This is a genomic window from Luteimonas deserti (assembly GCF_013425765.1).
Classification (GTDB): domain Bacteria; phylum Pseudomonadota; class Gammaproteobacteria; order Xanthomonadales; family Xanthomonadaceae; genus Luteimonas; species Luteimonas deserti.
Genome location: NZ_JACCJZ010000017.1, coordinates 254,929 through 274,148 on the forward strand (window position 1 = coordinate 254,929; position 19,220 = coordinate 274,148).

The following is a 19,220-nucleotide window of genomic DNA, read 5'->3' on the forward strand; positions in this document are numbered from 1 at the left end:
CGCGCGGCCGTGGCGACGCCGGGATCAGGTGTGGACGCGTGGCGGGCACGGCTCACTGCGCGGCCCACGCGGGGGGCCGTTTGTCGAGAAACGCGGCCAGGCCCTCCTGGCCTTCGGCCGACACCCGCAGCGCGGCGATCAGGGCGGCATTGTCGTGGTCGAGCCGGTCGCGCTCGGACGTCGAGGCGACCGTCCTCACCAGGCGTTTGGCGTCGGCGGCGGCATGCGGCCCGGCCTTGAGCAACAGGGCGACCTGTCGCTGCACCGCCTCGTCGAGCCGGTCGGCCTCGACCACGGCATGCAGCAGGCCGATGCGCAGCGCTTCGTCGGCGTCGAAGACCTCGGCGCTGGCGAACCAGCGCCGGGCCTGGCGCGCGCCGATGGCGGCGATCACGTAGGGCGAGATCACCGCAGGCAGCAGGCCCAGGCGGCTCTCGGTGAGGCCGAACTTCGCAGCCGGCACGCCGATGGCGATGTCGCAACAGGCCACGAGGCCCACGCCGCCACCGAACGCGGCGCCGTGGACGCGGGCGATGGTCGGCTTGGGCAGCTCGTCCAGCGTGCGCATCAGGCGCGCCAGTGCCAGAGCATCGTCACGGTTGGCGGCCTCGCTCGCCGAAGCCATGCCGCGCATCCAGTTGAGATCGGCGCCAGCCGAAAACGATGCGCCGCCGCCTTCGAGCACCACCACGCGGATCGCGGCGTCGTGCGCCAGTTCCTCGAGCGCCGAGGTCAGACGCTGGATCAGGTCGGCGTCGAAGGCGTTGTGCAGCTCGGGGCGGTCGAGGCGCAGGCGCGCGACGGCACCGTGGCGTTCGAGAATCAGGACATCGGACATCGGCGAACTTCTGCGGAAACAGGCCGGAATCATAACGACTCGTGGCCGCGGGCCCATGCCGCGCCGCAACCCGGGGTCGCCCGACCGGTCCGCCGGGCCGGCCTTCGTGCGCGATGGAACGCCGGACGGATCCACATTGCTGCGCCTGGGACTGCGGGGCGCGACCGGTCGGGCAGGTGACGTGCGACGCCATGGACAGGGTGTCCCCGGCGCCTCGCCCGGCTCAGTGCCGGCCGCGACTGAGCGGCGACCGGGTCGGACGCCTGAGATCGTTGGTGGGCGTCACTTCGACGCTCAGGTTGAAGGTGCGCTCGTCGCCTACCAGCAGCGCACCGACATTCACCACCTGGCGCTTGAGTTCCTTGCCGTCGCCGTCCTGGATCACCAGCACCACCGAGTACTCCCACGCGCCGCCCTCGGCCGGGTGCCGGATCCGGCCCTCGACCTGGAGGGCGGTCGTGGTGTCACCCGTCGGTACGATCGCGTTGCTGCGTCCCGGCACCACGGCGGCAGGCGCTGCGTCGAAACGCAGGTAGTGCTGGCACTCCGGACACCGCGCGGCGCGCTCAAGAATGGTGGCCTTGCAGTGCGGGCAGGTGCGGGTCGCACCCGCCGCGCCGGGACGGCTGCTCACGGTCAGGCGGCGTCGCTGGACTTGTCGTTGGCGGCCTTGTCCTTGCCGGTGCCGACCGGTGCCGATTTCACTTCGCCCCAGCCGCATTCGATATGGCCGCGGATCTTGGAGCCCGAGGCCACGGTGAGCGAACCGGCCTTGAGATCGCCGGTGAGCACGGCCGAGTCGCGCAGTTCGACCAGCGATGCGGATTCGATGTTGCCTTCCAGCTCGCCCGACACGAACACCTGCTTGGCGCGCACGCCGCCGTTGAGCTTGGCGCCGTGCTCGATGGTGAGGTTGCCCTGCACGTTGACGTCGCCCTTGAACCGGCCGGCGATGCGGACGTCGCCCGAGCCCTCGATCTTGCCTTCGATGGTCAGATCGGCGGCGATCACCGATTCCTTGGACGCCGGCGCGGCGGCGGGCGCCGGGCGCTGGGTCTGGGGTGGCGCGGCAGGCGAGAAGTCCGCGATCGCCGGCGCGGGCTCACGCTGCGTCGCGGGCGGCGGCGGGGGATCGGAGGCGAAGGAAGGGGAAGACGTCTTGGCGTTGCCGGACTGCGGAAAAATAGCCATGTCGCGCGTGACCTCGATTGGACGGGTGGACGGCTGGAACGGCCCGAACTGGGTTCGAACGGGGGAATCGCGCCGCCGCAGTCGACCGGCGGACGCGGAGGTCGAGCCTAGCACGCGGGCGAACGACCCCGACTGTGACCCGTGCAGCGGAATCGAGAACCGGCAGGGACTTGCGACACATTGCGCAGGCGCGACTGCAGGTGCACCGCGGTCTACATCCGGAACACGCCGAAGCGCGCCGGCTCGATCGGCGCATTGAGCGATGCGGTCAAGCCGAGGCCCAGCACGCGTCGCGTGTCGGCGGGATCGATGATGCCGTCGTCCCACAGCCGCGCGGTCGCGTACCACGGGCTGCCCTGGTCCTCGTACTGCTGGCGCACCGGTGCCTTGAAGGCGTCCTCGTCCTCGGCGCTCCAGCTGCCGCCCTTGCCTTCGATCCCGTCGCGGCGCACGGTGGCCAGCACGCTGGCCGCCTGCTCGCCGCCCATCACGCTGATGCGCGCGTTGGGCCACATCCACAGGAACCGGCCGCCGTAGGCGCGGCCGCACATCGCGTAGTTGCCGGCGCCGAAGCTGCCGCCGATGACCACGGTGAACTTGGGCACACTCGAACACGCGACCGCGGTGACCATCTTCGCCCCGTCCTTGGCGATGCCCGCGTTCTCGTACTTGCGGCCGACCATGAAGCCGGTGATGTTCTGCAGGAAGACCAGCGGGATGCCGCGCTGGTTGCACAGCTCGATGAAGTGCGCGCCCTTGAGCGCGCTCTCGGAGAAGAGGATGCCGTTGTTGGCCACGATGCCGACCGGCACGCCGTGGATGTGGGCGAAACCGGTCACCAGGGTCTTGCCGTAGCGCGCCTTGAACTCGTCGAACGCACTGCCGTCGACGATGCGCGCGATGACCTCGCGGATGTCGAACGGGCGCCGGGTGTCCCTGGGCACGATGCCGTAGAGCTCGTCGGCGGCGTACAGCGGCTCGCGTGGTTCGCGCAACGCCACCGGCACGCTGCGGCGCCGGTTGCGATGACCGACGATGTCGCGGGCGATCTGCAGCGCATGGGCGTCGTCCTCGGCGAAGTGGTCGGCCACGCCGGACAGGCTGGTGTGCACGTCGGCGCCACCGAGCGCTTCGGCGTCCACCACTTCGCCGGTCGCGGCCTTCACCAGCGGTGGGCCGCCGAGAAAGATCGTGCCCTGGTCCTTGACGATGATCGACTCGTCGCACATCGCCGGCACGTAGGCGCCGCCCGCGGTGCAGCTGCCCATGACGACGGCGATCTGCGGGATGTTCTCCGCACTCATCCGCGCCTGGTTGTAGAAGATCCGGCCGAAATGCTCCCTGTCCGGGAACACCTCGTCCTGCAGCGGCAGGAAGGCACCGCCCGAATCGACCAGGTACACGCAGGGCAGCCGGTTCTCGCGCGCGATCTCCTGCGCGCGCAGATGCTTCTTCACCGTCATCGGGAAGTAGGTGCCGCCCTTGACGGTGGCATCGTTGGCGACGACGACCACTTCCTGCCCCTGGACGCGCCCGATGCCGGCGACCACGCCGGCCGCGGGGGCAGCGCCGTCGTACATGTCCTCGGCGGCGAGCGGTGCGATCTCGAGAAACGGCGACCCCGGGTCGAGCAGGGTGGTGACCCGGTCGCGCGCCAGGAGCTTGCCACGCCCCGTGTGCCGCGCCTGGGCCTGCTCGCCGCCGCCCGCGGCCGCGCGTTCGAGACGCGTGCGCAGCTCGGCAGCCAGAGCGCGGTGATAGTCGGCGTTGGCGGTGAAGTCCGCCGAGCGCGGATCGAGTTGCGAGGTCAGTGCCGGCATCCGGAAAGTCGCCTGGTGAAAACCGCAAGGATACGGAAGCGACCGCGCGCGCGCAGGCCGTCGCCGCCGCCGGCGGGATGCATCGGGCGAAACAGGGCGGCATCCAACGCACGAGGCCCGCGTCGGCGGGCCTCGTGGGACATGCAGCTGCGCGCCTCGATCAGCGGTCTGCGCGCTCCTCGATGCGCTCGCCGGTGTCCTCGATCGCCTCGCCGGCGCGCTGGGTCGCGCGTCCGGTGGCAGCGGCGGCGTCGCGCGCGGCGGCCTCGGTGCGCGCAGCCGCCTCGTCGCCGGCAATGCGTGCTTCACGGGCCGCATCGGCGCTCGCGGCGGCCGCGGCGTCTGCGCTTTCGCGCGCCGCCTGGCCGGTCGCGGATGCCGCGTCGGAGATGGCGCGGCCGGCATTGTCGGTGGCCGCTTCGGCTTCGGCGCGCTCGCGCTGGGCATCCGGCGAGGTGTTGGTGCAGGCGGCCAGTGCAAGCACGGTGGCGGCGGCCGCGGTCATCAGGGTGAAACGCATGGCAGGTCTCCTGTAGGCCCTCGTGGGGTGGCGCGGATGGTCGATCGGCCTGCGTGAGGACGACGCGAATCCGGCACCTCGCCGCGGCGTCGGCTGAATGGAAGAGGCGTGCCGCAGACGATCCCCGCGCGAGCGCGCCTGCGAGGCGGGGAGACGCGCAAAAGAAAAGCCGCCGGAGACCGGCGGCTTTCCAGATTCACCGTCGGTGGCCGATGGCCACCGGAGCGAATTACGGCGTGGTTTCTTCCGCGGCGTCGGCCGCGTCTTCAGCCTTCTGCTCGGCGTGGTCGGCCGCGTCGGCAGCGTGCTCGGCAGCAGCGTCGGTGCCGGCGCCGGCAGCGTTCGCAGCGGCGTCGGCAGCAGCGTCGGCAGCGGCAGCGGCGTCGTCGGCAGCGGCCTGGGCGGTGCCGGCCAGGGCCGGATCAGCCTCGTTGGCAGCCGTCTGCGCGTCGGCAGCGGCTTCGGCAGCGCCTTCGGCCGAGCTCTGGGCCTGGTCAGCGTTGCTGCAGGCGGCCAGGGCCAGGCCCAGGGCCAGGGCAAGCAGTGCCTTGTTGATCGTCATGGTGTCTTCCTCGTCTGAAAGTGTGGGCAACGCGCTTAATGCGCGCCGGCAACATGATGACAAGCCGTGAACGGGTGTCAAGCGGCGGCGCGTGGTTTTTTCGTAAAAAACACGTTATCCGAAGTTCACGCCATTTCCACGGCAATTGCCGTCGCTTCACCGCCACCAATGCACAGCGAGGCAACGCCGCGCTTGAGGCCGCGCGCCTTGAGTGCGTGGACCAGCGTCACGACGAGTCGGGCGCCGCTTGCGCCGATCGGATGCCCGAGGGCCAGTGCGCCCCCATTCACATTCAAGCGGTCGTGCGGGATGCCCAACTCCTTCATCGGCGTCATCGCGACGTTCGCGAACGCCTCGTTGATTTCGAACAGATCCACGTCGCCGACACTCCAGCCGGCCTTGTCCAGCACGTTGCGGATCGCTCCGAGCGGCGCGGTGGTGAACCATTCCGGCTCCTGCGAGTGGCGGGCGTGGGCGACGATGCGCGCCAGCGGAGTCAGGCCCTGGGTCCTCGCCTCGTCGGCCGAGGTCAACACGAGCGCCGCTGCACCATCGGAAATGCTCGATGAACTGGCAGCGGTGAGCCGGCCTTCCTTGCCGAACGCGGCGCGCAGGCCCGGGATCTTGTCGGGCTGGATGCGCCCGGGCTGCTCGTCGGTGTCGTGCTCGACGTCGCCCTTGCGCGAGGCGACGGTGACCGGCGCGATCTCGTCCTTGAACGCGCCCGACTGGATCGCGTGATTCGCACGCCGCGCGCTTTCGGTCGCGTAGGCGTCCAGATCCTCGCGGCTGAATTCGTACTTGGTGCAGGCGATGTCGCCGAACACGCCCATCGACTTGCCGTCGTAGGGATTGGTCAGGCCGTCCCATGCCATGTGGTCGAGCATCTCGGTGCTGCCGTAGCGGATGCCCGTGCGCGAGCCGTTGAGCAGGTGCGGTGCATTGGTCATCGATTCCATGCCGCCGGCGACGACGAACTTCGCAGTGCCGGCCTTGATGAGGTCGTGGCCGAACATCACCGCCTGCATGCCCGAGCCGCAGACCTTGTTGATGGTGACGCAACCCGCAGCGTCGGGGATGCCCGCAGCGCGCGAGGCCTGGCGCGCCGGCGCCTGGCCGAGGCCGGCGGGCAGGACGCAGCCCATGATGGCCTCGTCGACCAGCTCGGGGGCGACGCCCGCGTGCGCCAGCGCCGCGCGGATGGCGGTCGCGCCGAGCGTCGTGGCGGGCACGCCGGTGAACTGGCCCAGCATCGAGCCGATGGGGGTGCGCTTGGCACCGACGATGACGATCTCGCTCATGACGGACGGACTCCGGTAGTGAACAGCACAGGGCGCGGATTATCGCATCCGCAGCGCGGCAAAGTCGCCGCGATGGGTGAACCCCCGATGGAAGGCGCGCAGGTTTCCGCGTATAGATACGCGCACAGGGACTCGGACGGTGCGCCGGTGTGCGCGGGAGACAGCAATGAAGGGTGATCGGACTCAGGCGCGCGGTCGCGCCCCCCGGCGGGCGTTGCTCGCGTGTGCGCTGGCCAGCGTCGTCGCCGCGTGCGGCGGTGGCGGGTCGGGAGGCGGCCTGGTGCAGCCATCGCCGCCGCCTGCGGCTCCGCCACCGGCCCCGCCGCCACCGACGACGCCGCCACCCGCGGTGGTCCAGCCGCCCAACCCCGCCTACAGCCGCCATCTCGCCGATACCAACACGTATGCCGCGCACGAAGCCGGCCTCACCGGCGTCGGCGTGCGCATCGGCTTCCTCGACAGCGGCATCAACCGCAACCACCCGGCGCTGCGCGGCCGCGTGACCGACAACCTGATCTACGTCAATCGCACCACCAACAACGTCGACGTGGACGACGTGGCGGGTCATGGCACCGCCGTGGCGCAGACCGCGGCCGGACGCCCCTTCGGGGCCTGGCCCGGCGGCGTGGCCCCGGGCGCGACCGTGGTCTCGGCGCGCATCATTTCCGACAAGCCGCCGGTGGACGATGGCTCGGGCAACGGCAACCCGGTCGACGGTCCGCTGGGCCTGGAGCCGATCCACCGCGACCTCATGAACCGCAACGTGCGGATCATGAACAACTCGTGGGGCGGGCTGTACATCCCGAACCCGGCGACGATCGCGCCGATCGCCGCCGAGTACCGGCCGTTCGTGGTCCAGCACGGGGGACTCGTGGTCTTCGCCTCGGGCAATGCATCGCGTGCCAATCCCTCTGATCTCGCCGCGCTGCCGAGCCAGGCGGCGGCCAACGGCCAGCGGCCGGGTGCCGATCTCGAGCGCGGCTGGCTCACCGTATCGGCCCTGGCCGAAAACAGCACCAGCCAGCTCGCGTCCTATTCCAATGCCTGCGGCGTTGCGATGCGCTACTGCCTCGTCGCGCCCGGCACCGTGGTCGTGACCGGCACCAACAACGCGCCCGATGCGCCGGACTACTGGAAGTACAACGGCACTTCGCTGGCGGCCCCGCTGGTCTCCGGCGCGGCTGCGCTGGTGTGGGAGGCATTCCCGTATTTCGACAACGATCTCGTGCGCCAGACCATCCTCGGTACCGCGACCGACATCGGCGCGGCGGGCGTGGACCCGGTGTTCGGCTACGGCGCGCTCGACGTGGGCCGTGCGGTGCGCGGTCCGGCGAAGTTCGACTGGGGCACGGTCACCGCGAATTTCAGCAGCGGTACCTCGACCTGGGCGAACGACATCAGTGGCGCCGGCGGACTGGTCAAGCGGGGCGGCGGCATCTTGCGATTGACCGGCGTCGCGGAGTTCGGCGGCGCGACGCGTGCCGAGGGCGGGACCCTGGCCTTCGTGTCGTCGTCCATTCCAGGCGCGGCAACGGTGGAGCCGGGTGCGACCTTGCAGCTCGGCGGCGAGCGGATCGGCGGCAATCTCGTCAATCGCGGAACATTCGCCGTCACGGGAAACACGCCGGCACGGACGATCAGCGGAAGTTTCCAGCAGGCGGAGACGGGCCGCCTCGCGTGGCAGATCGGTGCGCCCCTGCAGGTCAGCGGCACCGCGAGTCTCGCGGGCGACCTGCAGGTCACCGGCATCATCGGCGGCTATACCCATCAGCGACGCGAAAACGTCGTGGAGGCGGCGGGCGGCATCACGGGGCGCTTCGCTACGCTGACGCAGGGGCCAGGGGTCTTCCTGGAAGGCAATCTCCGCTACGACACCAATCTCGCCTGGATCGACGTCATCCGCCTCAATGTGACCTCGGCGGCGACGTCGATCGCGGGCGCCACGGCGCAGTCCCTCGGTTCGGCGCAGCGCGTGGAAGGTGCGTTCGGTCGCATCGATCGCGAGCCGTCGGCACTCGAAGGCGCAACATCGGACGGCTTCGTCCGCACTGCAGGCGTCTTCCAGAGCATCCAGGGCGAGGCGGCGGCATTGACTGCGCTCGACAGCCTGTCCGGTGCACAGCATGCGCGGGCACTCGGCGCCACCTTCGACACCATCGACATGGGCCGTCGTACGGTCGCGTCGCGGATCGGCGCCCTGGCCGCATCGGACAGCCGCGCCGGTGTCTGGCGCGAGGCCATGGGGCAGGGCGGGGTCGGCGGTTTCGCGCGCGACGGCTTCAGCGTCGATGGCTGGAGCATCGGGCGCGACCATCTGCTGGCCAATGGGCTCGTCACCGGCCTCGCCTTCGGCGAACTGCACGGCGATGGATTCACGACGCTCGGGGACCGGAACCGGGATCGGCAGACCCAGGCCCAGGTCTACCTGGCGCACGCCTTCGGCACCGGTTACATCGCGGGGCAGCTGGGCAGTGGCCGGTTCGAGCGCGACATGCAGCGTCAGCTTTTCGCCGGCGCGGACTGGCAGGGTGTCTCGGCGCGCTACTCGGGCCGTTACACGCAGGCCGCGGTCGAGGCGGGGCGTCGCTGGCACGTGGGCGGTGCCGAGTTCGGGCCCTACCTCGGCGCCGAACAGGTCCGCCTGCGCAGCGACGGTTTCGACGAGCTCGGCGGCGACGGCTTCGGCCTGCGCAGCGCGGGATGGGATGTCTCGCGTACCCAGGCGATCGCCGGCCTGCGCGCGCGCTGGGGGGCGCCGGGGTTCGCGCTGCACGGCTACGGCGAGTGGCAGCACACGCTTGCGGCCAGCGGTTTCGACCTGCAGGCCAGCTTCACCGGGATCGAGGCCTGGGCGCCGATCGCGGGCCTGTCGCCTGCGCGGTCGGGCGGGATCGCCGGTCTCGGAATCGAATCGTGGCTGTCGCCCCGGGCGCGGATGGCGTTCGGTGTCGACCAGCGCTTCGGTCCGCGCGGGACGGACCGGATGGCGTCGCTGCGCTTCGCCTACGGTTTCTGACGCGTCACGCCGGCGAGCAGGAACGGCCGCCCTCCGGCGGCCGTTCTCGTCGTGGACGGCGCCCGCTCGCGCGGCACGCCGTGCATAGTGGGGGTGGACCGCGGTATCGCGATCCGCCACCACACCGCGGCACGCGCCGGCGACGCATGCGGCCGGCCGATCAGTTCCTGCCGTCGAACAGCTCGCGCCCGATCAGCATGCGACGGATCTCGTTGGTGCCCGCGCCGATGGCGTAGAGCTTGGCATCACGCAAGATGCGGCCCGCCGGGTACTCGTTGATGTAGCCGTTGCCGCCCAAGGTCTGGATGGCTTCCAGGGCGACCTGCACGGCGGCCTCGGAGGCGTGCAGCAGGCAGCTCGCGGCGTCGACGCGGCTCGCGTGCCCGGCATCGTAGTCGCGCCCCACCTGGTAGGCGAACGCGCGCGCCGACTGCAGCGCCGTGTACATGTCGGCGATCTTCGCCTGCATGATGCCGAAGGTGCCGATGGCCGCGTCGAACTGCCGGCGCTCGCGCACGTAGGGCAGGGCCAGGTCCATCGCCGCCTGCATCAGGCCCAGCGGGCCGCCGGTCAGCACCAGGCGTTCGGTGTTGAGGCCGCGCATCAGCACCTTGACCCCGCCATGGACCTCGCCAAGCACGTTCGCCGCCGGGATTTCGCAGTCCTCGAACACCAGCTCGCAGGTGTTGGAGCCGCGCATGCCGAGCTTGTCGAGCTTCTGCGCGGTGCGGAAGCCTGGCATGCCCTTCTCGACCAGGAACGCGGTCATGCACTTGCTGCCCGCGTCCTTGCCGGCGGTGCGCATGTAGACGATCAGCACGTCGGCCTCGGGGCCGTTGGTGATCCACATCTTGTTGCCGTTGGCCACCCAGACGTCACCGCGCAGCTCCGCGCGGCAGCTCATCGAGCCGACCACGTCCGATCCCGCGCCGGGCTCGCTCATCGCCAGCGCGCCCTTCCACTCGCCGGTGCACAGCTTCGGCAGATAGCGGCTGCGCTGCGCATCGTTGCCGTTCGCGTACAGGTTGGACACGCACAGGTTCGAATGCGCGCCGTAGCTCAGGCCCACCGAACCGGACGCGCGCGAGATCTCCTCCATCGCGACCAGGTGCGCGAGGTAACCCATGTCGCTGCCGCCGTACTCGCCCGGCACGGTGAGGCCGAGCAGGCCCATCTCGCCGAGCTTGGGCCACAGCTCCTGCGGGAATGCATTGTCGTGGTCGATGGCTGCGGCGCGCGGGGCGATCTCGGCCTCGGCGAAGCGGCGCACGGCGTCGCGCAGCGCGTCGAGTTCCTCGCCAAGCGGAAAAGTACGCATGGAATCTCCTGTTGCGGTCGGGCCGTCTGGCACGGCCACTGCGCGTCGCACGCGCGGAAAACGGGTGTCCGGCGGATATGCCGGGCGCCGCAGACGACGATGGGGCACAAGGCCCCATCGTCTGTACGGATCAGCTGCCGCCGCGGATCCGGCCCTGGAAGCGCGGCTGCGCGCGTCCGAGCGGGAGCTTGAGCTTGCCGATGACCTCGATCCGCTCCTCGGCCAGGCGATCGGCCGCGCGGTAGGTCGGGATGCCCTCGCGCTCGGCGATCTCGAAGATGCGGGTGAGGTTGTGGTAGATCGTGCGCATCATCCGCATCGCGCGCTCGCGGTTGTAGCCGTCGATCTCGAGCGACACGTTCATCACGCCGCCGGCGTTGACCGCGTAGTCGGGCGCGTAGAGGATGCCGCGCTTCTCCACCTCGTCGCCGATCGCGTTGTTGGCCAGCTGGTTGTTGGCCGCGCCGCAGATGATCTTGGCCTTCAGGCGCGGCAGGGTCTTCTCGTTGACGGTGCCGCCCAGTGCGCAGGGCGAATACACGTCGGCGTCGACGTCGTAGATCTCGTCCAGGCCCACGGCTTCGGCGCCGTATTCGCTGACGGCGCGCTCGACGCGGTCCTTGTTGATGTCGGTGACGAAGATCTTCGCGCCGCGTTCCTTGAGCAGCTTCACGAACTCGATGCCGACATGGCCCAGGCCCTGGACGGCGTAGCTGTAGTTGCCGACGTCCTCGTTGCCGAACTTGCGGTTCAGCGCGGCCAGCAGGCCCTGCAGCGTGCCGTAGGCGGTGAACGGCGAGGGATCGCCCGAGCCGCCGTGCACCTGGTGCACGCCGGTGACGAACTGGGTTTCGCGGTAGACGTATTCCATGTCGTTGACGTCGATGCCGACGTCCTCGGCGGTGATGTAGCGGCCACCCAGCGATTCCACGAACTGGCCGAACGCACGGAACAGCGCCTCGGACTTATCGACCGCCGGATCGCCGATGATCACCGCCTTGCCGCCACCGATGTTCAGGCCGGCCACCGCGTTCTTGTAGGTCATGCCGCGCGACAGGCGCAGCACGTCGTTGAGCGCGTCCTGTTCCGACTCGTACGGCCACATGCGCGTGCCGCCCAGCGCGGGGCCCAGCACGGTGTTGTGGATCGCGATGATCGCCTTCAGGCCCACGTCCTTGTTGTGGCAGAACACGACCTGCTCGTGGCCGTAGGTGTCGAGGTGCTCGAAAATCATTCAAAACTCCGTCGCGGGCGAAAGGCCCGGCACGTGTGGTGGCTGGGGCGGCGAGGGGGCTGGAGCGACCGGCCAGAGGGGCCGGAGGATCGGACGGGGCCGCGGTAGTGGCGATGAGCGCGGCATTTTACGCGGGTCGATGTGGAATTGGTTGAAGACGCAACTATTCCGCTTCCTTCCCAATGGAATCAACGGCTTGCGCCTCGATTGAGGGGGCAGGCGGTGGTGCAACGCACCAATCGCGGCACCATTCGAATGGCCGTCAGCGCGGGCCGCGGAGCGCCTGCCTTCCGCCCACCGCGGCCTGGCCGGACCACCCGGCCGGCGCGTCATTCCAGGCGGGATGCGAGTGCCGGTGGTGCACCGACCGCGCCCGCACGCCTCGCGCGCCCGAACCCGGTCGAAGCTCGACCGGATCGACGGCGTAGGCGCCGTCTCAGAGCTGCGATTCGATCGGCAGCCAGCGCACCACCTGCGCCGTCGCGCGCTGGCGTCGGGTGCTGTCCGGCTCCCGGCTCAACGCGATCGGCGGCGACGCCGCGCGGTCGAGCCAGCGCAGGCTGCCCTCCGCGTCCAGGTAGACCCAGTAGCTCATGTCCGGGCCCACCAGATGCAGATACTCGGCCAGCAGTTCCGCGCCCAGCGCGGGATCGTCGAACAACACGCCCATCTCGGTGTTGAGGTTGGCCGAGCGCGGATCGAGATTGAACGAGCCGACGAAGCCGCGACTGCCGTCGATCAGCACCGCCTTGGTGTGCAGGCTGGCGCCGCTGCTGCCGAACACGCTGCTCGCGGCCTGGGCCTCCGCCTGGCTGCGGGTTTCGAACAGGCGCACGCCGCCTTCCAGCAGCGCCTTGCGATAGCGCGCGTATCCGCCGTGCACGGCCACCACGTCGTTGGCGGCCAGCGAATTGGTCACCACCGAGACGTGCACGCCGCGGCCGGCCAGCGCCACCAGATCCTCGGCGCTCTGCTGGCCGGGAACGAAGTAGGGCGAGATCAGCAGGGCCGCGGTCCTCGCCGAGGTGATCTCGTCGAGCAGATGGTCCACCAGCCAGTTCTCCCGGCCTTCGCCCCGGACCTTGATCGGCGGATCGGACAGCACGCGCACGCCCTCGGTCCAGACCGGCGTGAGCTCGCGCGAGAAGTACCGGCGCACGCTCGGCGAGACGTCCATCGCATCGAGGAAGCGCCGCGCCTCGTCGCTGCTCGACTCGTCGTGGATCCGCGCGAGCACCTCGCGGATCGTGGCCGGCGGCTTGCGGTTGAGTGCGGCGATCGGAATCGCGGCTTCGCTGTTCCAGAAGTCGTCGAAGATCGCGCTGGTGTCGGCCACGGCCGGCCCGAACAGCACGATGTCGAGATCGTGGAAGTTGAACTCCTCGGCGGCGCTGAAGTACTCCACGCCGATGTTGCGCCCGCCGACCACCGCCACCCGGCCGTCGGCGATCCAGGCCTTGTTGTGCATGCGATGGTTCACGCCCCAAGCGCGCTGCACCATCTCGAGCAGGCGCAGCAGGCCGGCACGGTTGCGGAACGGGTTGTAGACGCGCAGCTCGATGTTCTCGTGCGAGTCCATCGCCAGCAGGGTCTCGTCCATGTCGCCGATGCCGATGTCGTCGAGCAGGATGCGTACGCGCACGCCGCGCTCGGCCGCCTTCCAGGCCTCGTTGGCGAGCATCCGGCCGGTCAGGTCGTCGTGCCAGATGTAGTACTGCAGGTCGAGGCTGCGCCCGGCCTGGCGCGCGGAGATCGCCCGCGCGGCGTAGGCGTCGATGCCGTCGGGCAGCAGGATGGCGCCGGTGCGGCCGGGCCGCTCGGCCAGCAGCGGCACGAGTTCGCGGTCCAGCGCGGTGGCGTCGTCGGCCAGCGGCAGGGCGGTGCTCGGCCGGCCGCTGGCCGGCGGCAGCAGATGGTCGGCGACGAAGATGCTGCTGACCGCCATCACCACGAGGGTGAACAGCCCCCAGCCGACGATTTTCTTGACGCGCTTCTTCATTGCGACCCGTGCCCCCCGAATGCGCGCAAGCATCGCAGATTCGGCCGGACGGCAGCGCATCGGGCCTGCGCGCCCCCTGACGGTCATGCCGTGTCCGGCCATCGCGCCGCGGCCCGCGCATCGTCGACCGGCCGCGGCGGAGCGACGGGCCTCGAGGACGCACGCGGTGAGATCGGACGCAGGCACACTTCCTCCAGGGGGATCCACCGCGTGCGGCCGCTGCGCCGCGCGCGCCGCGTTGCACCTGGACACGCAGGAGGATGCATGGCCACCCAGACCCCGACCCGGCGCCGCGCGCCGCGCACGCCGCCGGCGCGGCGATTCGATGCCCGTCCCGATACCGCCGATTTCCGTGACCGCATGTTCGAGCCCACCCTGGTCGACGTGCCCAGCGAAATGCCGCTGGCCGGCTTCACGGCGCTGCGCGTGCCCGTGCTGGACCAGGGCGGGGAGGGCGCCTGCACCGCGTACGGCCTGGCCACCGTGGCCCATGCCCTGCTGCGCCGCCGCCGTCCCGAGCCGGTGACCCTGCGCGTGAGCACCCGCATGCTCTACGACATGGCCCGCCGCTACGACGAGTGGGAAGGCGAGGACTACGAGGGCTCGAGCTGCCGCGGCGCGATGAAGGGCTGGCACCGGCACGGGGTCTGTGCCGAGGACGCCTGGCCCGACACCGCCGGACCGCTCGACGAGGTCTACACCGAGGACCGCGCCCGTGCCGCCCAGGCGCATCCGCTCGGCGCCTATTACCGCGTCAACCACAAGGACCTCGTCGCCATGCATGCCGCGTTCGCCGAGGTGGGCGTGCTCTACGCCTCGTCCGCGGTGCATGCCGGCTGGCTGTCGCCGCCCGCGTCGGGCGTGATCGAGTGGGCGCAGCAGCGCATCGACGGCTATCACGCCTTCGCCATCGTCGGCTACGACCAGGGCGGCTTCTGGATCCAGAACTCTTGGGGCACGCGCTGGGGCAGGCGCGGGTTCGGCTGGGTGAGCTACGACGAGTGGCTGCAACGCGGCACCGATGTCTGGGTGGCGCGGCTGGCGGTGCCGGTGCGCCTGCAGCGCGCCCAGGCCACCGCGGCCAGCAATTCGATCCTCGCCCGCCAGTCCAACGGCTATGCCCAGGCCGATCTGCGTCCGCACGTGGTCAGCCTCGGCAACGACGGCCGGCTGCGCACCGGCGGGCGCTTCGGGACCACCCAGGAGGCGGTCCGCAACCTGGTGCGCGAGGATCTGCCACGCATCACCCGCGACTGGCCGAAGAAGCGCGTCGTGCTCTACGCCCACGGCGGCCTCGTGCCCGAGCAGGCCGCCATCCAGCGCGTCGCCGATCTGCGCGAGCTGATGCTGCCGCAGCAGGTGTATCCGCTGTGCTTCGTATGGAAGAGCGACCTGTGGAGCACGCTCGGCAACATCCTGCGCGACGCCGTACGCCCGCGCAGCGAGGGCCTGATGGACCGCGCCAAGGGCCTGCTACTCGACCGCATCGACGACACCATCGAACCGCTCGCCCGCACCCTCGGCGGCAAGGCCCTGTGGGACGAGATGAAGGAGAACGCGCGGCTGGCGACCACCGCCGTCGTGCGCGACGGCGACACCCTCACCGAGGCCGGCGGCGCGGCCCAGGTGGCGCGCCTGCTGGGCGAGTGGATGCAGGCCGATCCGGATGTCGAGCTGCATCTGGTCGGGCACAGCGCCGGGTCGATCCTGCTCGCGCCGCTGGCCCAGCTGCTCACCACCAGGGGACTGGTGACGAGCGGTCCGGCGGCGGGTATGCAGGGGCTCGGGCTGCCGGTGGCCAGCGTCTCGCTGTGGGCGCCGGCGATGACCATGGGCCTGTTCGAAGAGAGTTTCGCGCCCGCGCTGGCCGACGGCCGCATCGGCCACGGCGCGCTGTTCACCCTGTCCGACCAGGCCGAGCAGGACGACCATTGCGCACGGGTCTACAACAAGTCGCTTCTGTACCTGGTGGCCCACGCCTTCGAGGCGCGGGCGCGCAGCTGGGTGCGCCGCGAGCACCGCCACGGCACGCCGTTGCTCGGCATGGCTCGGTTCATCGAGCTCCACGACGGCATCCGTGACCTGCTGGCCACGCGGCGGCTGGACTGGATCCAGGCGCCGGTGCCGTCCGGCCCCGTGCCCATCGCCGACCGCAGCGCGGCCACCACCCACGGCGGCTTCGACGACGACCCCGCCACGCTGCAGGCCACGGTGGCACGCATCGTCGGGCAGCGCGATGCGGTGCAGGGCGGCGTGCGCATCCATCGCAGCGAGGCCGGGCTTGAAGCCTGTCGCCAGCAGCTGTGCGAGGCACTCGACGGGCAGGCGACGCGCGGCTGAGGTCGGGGCCGCGCAGGCCGCTTCCATACCCTGGGCTCCCTTTTATCGCGGCCCAGCGAGACACCGCGACGCCTGACAGTGCCCGGGACGGCGACGGACGCGGTGTCAACAGGGCGCCCGGATCCGTGCGATGAGGGCAGGCGTGCCCGCCGCTCCGCAAAACGCTCGAGGCGTACCGCTTCTGACTGACGACGAACGCGTATCCCGCTCATGGGGGGCTTGAATAATACGAACGGTCGTTCTATTTTGACCGCCATGAGTCCCAACCCCGCCACCAGCAAGGGCAGCGCGACGCGCGAGATGATCGTCGAGCGTGCCTTCGACATCGCGGCGCGCCATGGACTGGAGGGTCTGTCGATCGGGGAGCTGGCAGCCGCGGCCGGCATGTCCAAGAGCGGGGTGTTCGCCCATTTCGGCTCGCGCGAGGAGCTGCAGCTGAGCGTGCTCGACTGGACCGCCGAGCGGTTCACGCGCGCGGTGGTGACCCCGGCGCTGGCCCGCCCGCGCGGCCTGCCACGGCTGCGCGCGATCGCCGAGGGCTGGTTCCAGTGGGTGGTGGACAATCCCGACGGGTGCGTGATGCTCGGCGCGGCCAACGAGTACGACGCCCGCCCCGGCCTGCTGCGCGATCGCGTCGTCGGCTGGCTCCAGCACTGGCGGCTGCAGCTCACCCGCGCCATCGCCATGTGCGTGGAGAGCGGCGAGCTCGCGCCCTCCACCGATCCGGCGCTGCTCGCCTTCGAGCTGTTCGCCGTCACCGAAGGCCTGCACACCGCGCGCCTGTACGACCCGGCGCAGGCCAAACCGCTGGCCTTGCGCACGCTCGATCGCCTGCTCGCGTCCTATGCCGCGGCGCCCGCGGGCGCCTCCGCGACTCCCACCGCAACCGCCTGATCCCGATTCCGGAGCCCCCATGGCCGCCATCCGCACGCCACTGAAAAGCACGACCGTTCGAAAACAGCTCGGCCTCGCCCTGTTGCGCGCGCGTTTCCGGCTGGGCAGCTGGCTGGCGCCGGCGAGCACCCTGCGCAGCGCCTTCGACTTGTTCGGCACGCCGATGGCCAGGCCACGTGCCAAGGCCCACGCGCTGGACGCGGCCGGCGCCCGCAGCTTCGAGCTTCCGTTCGGCGACGAGCGCCTGACCGTCTACAGCTGGGGCGACACCGACACCCAGCCCCGCGTGCTGCTGGCACACGGCTGGTCCAGCTTCGGCCTGTGGCTGCTGCCCTGGGTGGCGCCACTGCGTCGGGCGGGTTTCGCGGTCATCGCGTTCGACCAGCCCGCGCACGGACGCAGCACCGGGCGCCGCGCGCATCTGCCGATGTTCGCGGACGGCGTGGCCTGCGTGGCCGGGCAGTTCGGCGCATTGGCCGGCGTGGTGGGGCATTCGCTCGGCGGCGCGGCCACGGCGGTGGCATTGAGCCGCGGCCTGCCGGCCGACCGCGCCGTCCTGCTCGCACCCGCGGCCGATCCTGTCGCGGCGGCCTGGCGGTTCGGCGGCGTCATCGGCCTGGCCCAGCATCTGTGCCGGCGCATCTTCGATGAATTCCAGGCGCGCAACGCCGTCTCGGTGGAGGCTTTCCAGGCGCAGGTCACCGCCCCGCGCATCGCGCGCCCGGCCCTGGTGGTGCACGACCTCGAGGACCGCGAGGTGCCCTGGGCCGAGGGCGAGCGGTATGCCCGCTACTGGCCGCGGGCGACCCTGCTCAGTACCACCGGCCTCGGCCATCACCGCATCGCCAACGATCCCGGCGTGATCGCCGATGCGATCGCCTTCCTGCAGGGCCGCCCGGTCGGGCAACGCGTCGTGTCCACGCCGGACCTGCCCTTCGGCGTCTGCTGACGCGGGCGGGCAGGGCCTGGGCCAGCGATGCCGCATCATCTCGATGCGTGCGCCTCGACAGGTCAGCTGACGCGGCTTCGACGGCGCCTCCGCTCCAATCGGACGCTCCGCCGGGCCCGACCTGCATGCCACACCCGGGCCCGCCCCGCGACGTCACCACCCTCTGGACCATCGGCCACTCCACGCGCAGCTGGGACGACTTCCTCGCACTGCTCGCTGCCGAGCGCATCGAGGCCGTCGCCGACGTGCGCCGGTTCCCGGGCTCGCGGCGGTATCCGTGGTTCGCCGGCGAGGCCCTGGCCGAACACCTGCCCGCAGCCGGCGTGGACTATCTGTGGTTGCCGCAGCTCGGCGGCCGTCGCCGCGCACAGGCGGGCTCGCCCAACGGGGCCTGGCGCAATGCCGCCTTCCAGGGCTACGCCGACCACATGGCCAGCGCCGAATTCGCCCAGGGCCTCGACGCCGCACTCGGCCTCGCCGCCGGCAGGCGCACCGCACTGATGTGCGCCGAAGCGGTGTGGTGGCGCTGCCACCGCCGCCTGATTTCCGACCTGCTCACCGCCCGCGGTCTCACCGTCTGCCACATCCTCGATGCGAAGCACGTCCAGGCCCACGTGTTGCACCCCGACGCCCGCATCGAGGGCGATCGCCTGGTCTACCCGCCGGCGCAGAGCGCCCTGTTCTGACGGAGCCTCGTCCGGGCGATCGCGCTTGCCACCTCCGCATGCGGCAAGCGGGGTGGCGCACCGAGCCGCGGGCGCCCGAAGCGATACCCGCACGAGCGGCCGGGCCATCGATCCACGACGGACACCGGTCGCGCGTCCTCTCGCTCGCGTGGTGAGGCCACCTGGATCGGGCGGGCCGCCCGTCCGGGCCGGTTGGTCCACGCTGGTACGGCGGGCAGGTCGTTTGCGATCGTGATGCGCGGCGGCGCCTCGGCGGTGCTGGCGCTTGGCCCGTCCATCGCGGGTGCCGCGGGGAGCGAACGGGCCGCCTCGATCAGCGCGCTTCCAGGGACGCCTGCAATGCCGTGGCCAGCGCCGCATCGCCGCTCACCAGCTCGCGCCAGCGCAACTCCAGCCCCTTGCGCTTGCCCTTGGGTACGAGCTTGAGGCCGTCCGGATCGATGGTGAGCACATACGGCGCATCGTCGATCTGCACTTCGCGTTTGAGCGCCTTGTCGAGCGGGGTCATGGCACGGCGTGTGGTGGAGAGGGAACCGGATGCTGCGCCGGACC

16 protein-coding genes are annotated in these 19,220 nt (G+C 70.9%); 5 read left to right on the forward strand and 11 right to left on the reverse strand.

Features of this window, described 5'->3' with window-relative positions:
- Window positions 1-52 precede the first annotated feature (52 nt).
- From H0E82_RS10320 to H0E82_RS10350, 7 genes are all read right to left on the reverse strand, one after another.
- Window positions 53-838, reverse strand: a complete 786-nt coding sequence (locus tag H0E82_RS10320) for an enoyl-CoA hydratase-related protein (protein ID WP_180545371.1) — start codon at window positions 836-838, stop codon at window positions 53-55.
- A 223-nt stretch (window positions 839-1,061) separates the two neighbouring features.
- Window positions 1,062-1,472, reverse strand: a complete 411-nt coding sequence (locus tag H0E82_RS10325; RefSeq protein WP_425600338.1) for a hypothetical protein — start codon at window positions 1,470-1,472, stop codon at window positions 1,062-1,064.
- A 2-nt stretch (window positions 1,473-1,474) separates the two neighbouring features.
- The gene (locus H0E82_RS10330; RefSeq protein WP_180545372.1) at window positions 1,475-2,029 is read right to left on the reverse strand and encodes a bactofilin family protein; all 555 of its coding nucleotides are present in this window, start codon (window positions 2,027-2,029) and stop codon (window positions 1,475-1,477) included.
- Window positions 2,030-2,241: 212 nt separating this feature from the next.
- Window positions 2,242-3,849, reverse strand: coding sequence for a carboxyl transferase domain-containing protein (locus H0E82_RS10335; protein ID WP_180545373.1), 1,608 nt, complete (start codon window positions 3,847-3,849; stop codon window positions 2,242-2,244).
- A 160-nt stretch (window positions 3,850-4,009) separates the two neighbouring features.
- Window positions 4,010-4,369, reverse strand: coding sequence for a hypothetical protein (locus H0E82_RS10340; protein ID WP_180545374.1), 360 nt, complete (start codon window positions 4,367-4,369; stop codon window positions 4,010-4,012).
- 229 nt (window positions 4,370-4,598) lie between these two features.
- Window positions 4,599-4,931, reverse strand: coding sequence for a hypothetical protein (locus H0E82_RS10345; RefSeq protein WP_180545375.1), 333 nt, complete (start codon window positions 4,929-4,931; stop codon window positions 4,599-4,601).
- Window positions 4,932-5,056: 125 nt separating this feature from the next.
- On the reverse strand, window positions 5,057-6,232 hold the full coding sequence (locus H0E82_RS10350) for a thiolase family protein (protein ID WP_180545376.1): 1,176 nt from the start codon (window positions 6,230-6,232) through the stop codon (window positions 5,057-5,059).
- Between the two features lie 166 nt (window positions 6,233-6,398).
- Between H0E82_RS10350 and H0E82_RS10355 the strand changes: the two genes are divergently transcribed.
- Window positions 6,399-9,248: a S8 family serine peptidase gene (locus tag H0E82_RS10355; RefSeq protein ID WP_180545377.1), complete on the forward strand. Its 2,850-nt coding sequence runs from the start codon at window positions 6,399-6,401 to the stop codon at window positions 9,246-9,248.
- A 160-nt stretch (window positions 9,249-9,408) separates the two neighbouring features.
- On the opposite strand, the gene H0E82_RS10360 is transcribed toward H0E82_RS10355, so the two are convergent.
- From H0E82_RS10360 to H0E82_RS10370, 3 genes are all read right to left on the reverse strand, one after another.
- Entirely contained in the window at window positions 9,409-10,566 is a 1,158-nt protein-coding gene (locus H0E82_RS10360) for an acyl-CoA dehydrogenase family protein (protein ID WP_180545378.1), read from the reverse strand.
- 130 nt (window positions 10,567-10,696) lie between these two features.
- Window positions 10,697-11,800, reverse strand: coding sequence for a Glu/Leu/Phe/Val dehydrogenase (locus tag H0E82_RS10365; protein ID WP_180545379.1), 1,104 nt, complete (start codon window positions 11,798-11,800; stop codon window positions 10,697-10,699).
- Window positions 11,801-12,236: 436 nt separating this feature from the next.
- Window positions 12,237-13,799, reverse strand: a complete 1,563-nt coding sequence (locus H0E82_RS10370) for a phospholipase D family protein (RefSeq protein WP_180545380.1) — start codon at window positions 13,797-13,799, stop codon at window positions 12,237-12,239.
- Window positions 13,800-14,063: 264 nt separating this feature from the next.
- On the opposite strand from H0E82_RS10370, the gene H0E82_RS10375 reads away from it, so the two are divergent.
- The 4 genes from H0E82_RS10375 to H0E82_RS10390 all read left to right on the forward strand — a co-directional run bounded on the left by H0E82_RS10375 (window position 14,064) and on the right by H0E82_RS10390 (window position 18,668).
- Window positions 14,064-16,139, forward strand: a complete 2,076-nt coding sequence (locus H0E82_RS10375) for a C1 family peptidase (RefSeq protein WP_180545381.1) — start codon at window positions 14,064-14,066, stop codon at window positions 16,137-16,139.
- Between the two features lie 255 nt (window positions 16,140-16,394).
- Window positions 16,395-17,033, forward strand: coding sequence for a TetR/AcrR family transcriptional regulator (locus H0E82_RS10380; RefSeq protein ID WP_180545382.1), 639 nt, complete (start codon window positions 16,395-16,397; stop codon window positions 17,031-17,033).
- 19 nt (window positions 17,034-17,052) lie between these two features.
- Complete coding sequence (locus H0E82_RS10385) at window positions 17,053-17,982, forward strand: alpha/beta hydrolase (protein WP_180545383.1); 930 nt, start codon at window positions 17,053-17,055, stop codon at window positions 17,980-17,982.
- A 125-nt stretch (window positions 17,983-18,107) separates the two neighbouring features.
- Window positions 18,108-18,668, forward strand: coding sequence for a DUF488 domain-containing protein (locus tag H0E82_RS10390; protein ID WP_180545384.1), 561 nt, complete (start codon window positions 18,108-18,110; stop codon window positions 18,666-18,668).
- 313 nt (window positions 18,669-18,981) lie between these two features.
- On the opposite strand, the gene H0E82_RS10395 is transcribed toward H0E82_RS10390, so the two are convergent.
- A complete protein-coding gene (locus H0E82_RS10395) occupies window positions 18,982-19,176 on the reverse strand; it encodes a hypothetical protein (protein WP_180545385.1) in 195 nt (64 codons plus the stop codon).
- Window positions 19,177-19,220: the final 44 nt, after the last annotated feature.